Below are 2363 nucleotides of genomic sequence, written 5' to 3' on the forward strand. Positions count from 1 at the left end.
AAGGAATTGAACGGCAAGTCCGTGGCCAAGATCGCCGACCGCGTGCTGCCGGCCTTGACGGCGGTCATGAGCCTGCTCAAGGAGCAGGCTCCGGAAGAGGCCGACAACTTCCGCAGCACCGTCATCACCGCAATCGGATCCGCCACCCACCACGGCCAGCCCAGCCCCATCGTGGCCGACATGATCCACAAGATCACCAAGGCCCTCGACGCCGCCTGACGGGATGTCAACCTACGCCGCTGTGCCACCGGGTCCTTTCCGGATCCGGTGGCACGCCCGTCGTGGCGGTCAGGGGGCGCGTTCCACGTTCAAGAAGCGAGCGTCACCTCGATTAGCTGACTCCAGCTCGTCTGGGTGCCTTCCAGTGCCGCCTCGGCGAACCCCGTGTCGCCGAGGCGGCTTCGTGCTGCCCGCTCGATCCGGGCCACATCCGGGTGGGAACGATCCGGCAGTCCGCGCACGCCGGCGCTCGCCCCGAGCAGCCGTGCTTCCCGCTCGGGCTGGTCGCGGCGCAGCGCCAGGTCCGCGACCCCGACGAGCACCTGGGCGATCAGGGGCTTGCCCCGTCTCGGTCGCCGTCCGGAAGGCCGCGATGCGGTGTTCGCGAGCCTCGTCGAGATCCTCGGCAAGGTAGCCGAGCAGGTCATGTGCCACTGCGCGGACGTATGCCCGCTTGGCGTCATCGCCCAGCATCGGTGTCGCGACGTCGAGCTGCCGGTGTGCCTGCTCCGCGTCGCCGCTCCAGCGCGCGAGCTCGCATCGACACGACATCCTCGTTGGCACCGACCTCGGTGACGACCGCTATCGCCTGTTCGTAGTACTCGCAGGCACCGGCGAACTCGCCGCGCATCGCGATTCGATTCGCCAGCTCGGTCTAGGCGAACAAGATCCGGAACCGCCCAACCTCTCCGCCGGATAGTCGATCAAATGAGTTTGATGTATTCTCCGGTTCATGGCTGCGTCGAGCCAAGCCGCCCCAGCGTTCGTACGGCTGGCCGCCCACCCGCTGCGGTGGCGGCTACTGACCGAACTCGCCGACAGCGACCTGCGGGTCCGCGAGCTGGTCGCGCGGATCGGCCAGCCGCAGAACCTGGTCTCCTACCATTTGCGGCTGCTGCGTAACGGCGGCCTGGTCACCGCCACGCAGAGCAGCTTCGACGGCCGCGACAGCTACTACCACCTGGATCTGGACCGCTGCGCCCAAGCGCTGGCCAGCACCGGCGCCACCCTGCACCCGGCCCTGCGCTTGGACAGCGCCACGCTGGCCCCGCCGGCCCATCAGCGGCGGTTGCCCGGCCTCGCCGTGCTGTTTGTATGCACTGGTAACAGCGCCCGCTCACCGATCGCCGAAGCCCTGCTACGCCACCACACCGCCGGACAGGTGGAGGTCAGCAGCGCCGGCAGCCGACCCAGGCCGCAAGTGCATCCCAACAGCGTGCGGGCGCTGCGCGACCAGTGGGGCATCGACATCGCCGATCAGCGGCCCCGCCACCTGGACACCCTTACCGGCCGCCGATTCAACTACGTGATCACCCTGTGCGACAAGGCCCGCGAGGTCTGCCCCGAGTTCGACGATCACCATCGCCGCATTCACTGGAGCATCCCTGACCCCGCCCTGGCCGGCGACAGCGACCAGGCCAGTTACCCGGCCCTTATTCGCACCACGGCCGACATCGATACCCGCATCCGCCATCTGCTACCCGTCCTCGCTACCCGCCCGCCCATGAGTCAAGGAGGATCAAGCCATGACCGGACCCGACCAGTACGCCAGCGTCCGCTACCTGGTTGACGACGTCCAGGCAGCCGTCGACTTCTACACCACTCACCTCGGCTTTCAACTGAGCACCAACGCCGGGCCCGCCTTCGCTGACGTGGTCCGCGGTCCGCTGCGGCTGCTGCTGTCCGGGTCCGCCAGCTCAGGCGCCCGCGCGACGCCCAAGGACGCCACGACTCCCGGCCGCAACCGCATCCACCTCACCGTCGACGATCTGGATGCCGAGATCGACCGGCACCGGGGCGCCGGACTGTCGTTCCGCAGTGACGTGGTTTCCGGCCCCGGTGGGCGTCAGATCCTGCTGGCCGACCCCTCCGGCAACCTGATTGAGCTGTTTCAACCAGGCCGTTAGACCGGCGCCACACGCCGGCCATACCCTGACGAGACACGGTGATGGGCTGGTGCGGCGGCACCATCTGCTCGCTGCTCAAGCCTGCGCCCGCTCGTTCGCAACCGTCAGTGCCCGGGTTCATCGTCGCGCAACAGGTGCCTAGATCCTTGGGTTCGAGAATCTGAACAACTGAGTCAGGTTTTCAGGCTGCGGTTTTGAGTCGTGCGCGGGCGATGTAGTCGTCGACGTGGTGGTCGA

The 2363-nt window shown here is 67.8% G+C and carries 3 protein-coding genes and 1 pseudogene; 3 read left to right on the forward strand and 1 reads right to left on the reverse strand.

What is annotated here, in order from left to right; all coding sequences use genetic code 11:
- A pseudogene (locus JNW87_RS37690) lies at positions 1-219 on the forward strand (hypothetical protein); the annotation flags it as partial.
- 89 nt (positions 220-308) lie between these two features.
- Here JNW87_RS37690 and JNW87_RS37695 read toward each other — a convergent pair.
- Positions 309-542, reverse strand: a complete 234-nt coding sequence (locus JNW87_RS37695) for a hypothetical protein (protein ID WP_238455366.1) — start codon at positions 540-542, stop codon at positions 309-311.
- 410 nt (positions 543-952) lie between these two features.
- Between JNW87_RS37695 and JNW87_RS37700 the strand changes: the two genes are divergently transcribed.
- Together JNW87_RS37700 and JNW87_RS37705 are read left to right on the forward strand one after the other, a co-directional pair.
- A complete protein-coding gene (locus JNW87_RS37700) occupies positions 953-1789 on the forward strand; it encodes an ArsR family transcriptional regulator (RefSeq protein WP_238455367.1) in 837 nt (278 codons plus the stop codon).
- Positions 1746-2126 (forward strand): VOC family protein, encoded by a 381-nt coding sequence (locus tag JNW87_RS37705; protein ID WP_109800384.1) that lies wholly within the window; start codon positions 1746-1748, stop codon positions 2124-2126. The genes JNW87_RS37700 and JNW87_RS37705 overlap by 44 nt, the downstream gene beginning before the upstream one ends.
- Positions 2127-2363: the final 237 nt, after the last annotated feature.

The sequence above is a fragment of the Micromonospora sp. ATA51 genome, from assembly GCF_016802855.1.
GTDB lineage: Bacteria > Actinomycetota > Actinomycetes > Mycobacteriales > Micromonosporaceae > Micromonospora > Micromonospora sicca.

Coding starts and splice junctions, on each gene's coding strand:
- JNW87_RS37700 (WP_238455367.1), top strand. CDS start 953: ATGGCTGCGTCGAGCCAAGCCGCCCCAGCGTTCGTACGGCTGGCCGCC.
- JNW87_RS37705 (WP_109800384.1), top strand. CDS start 1,746: ATGACCGGACCCGACCAGTACGCCAGCGTCCGCTACCTGGTTGACGAC.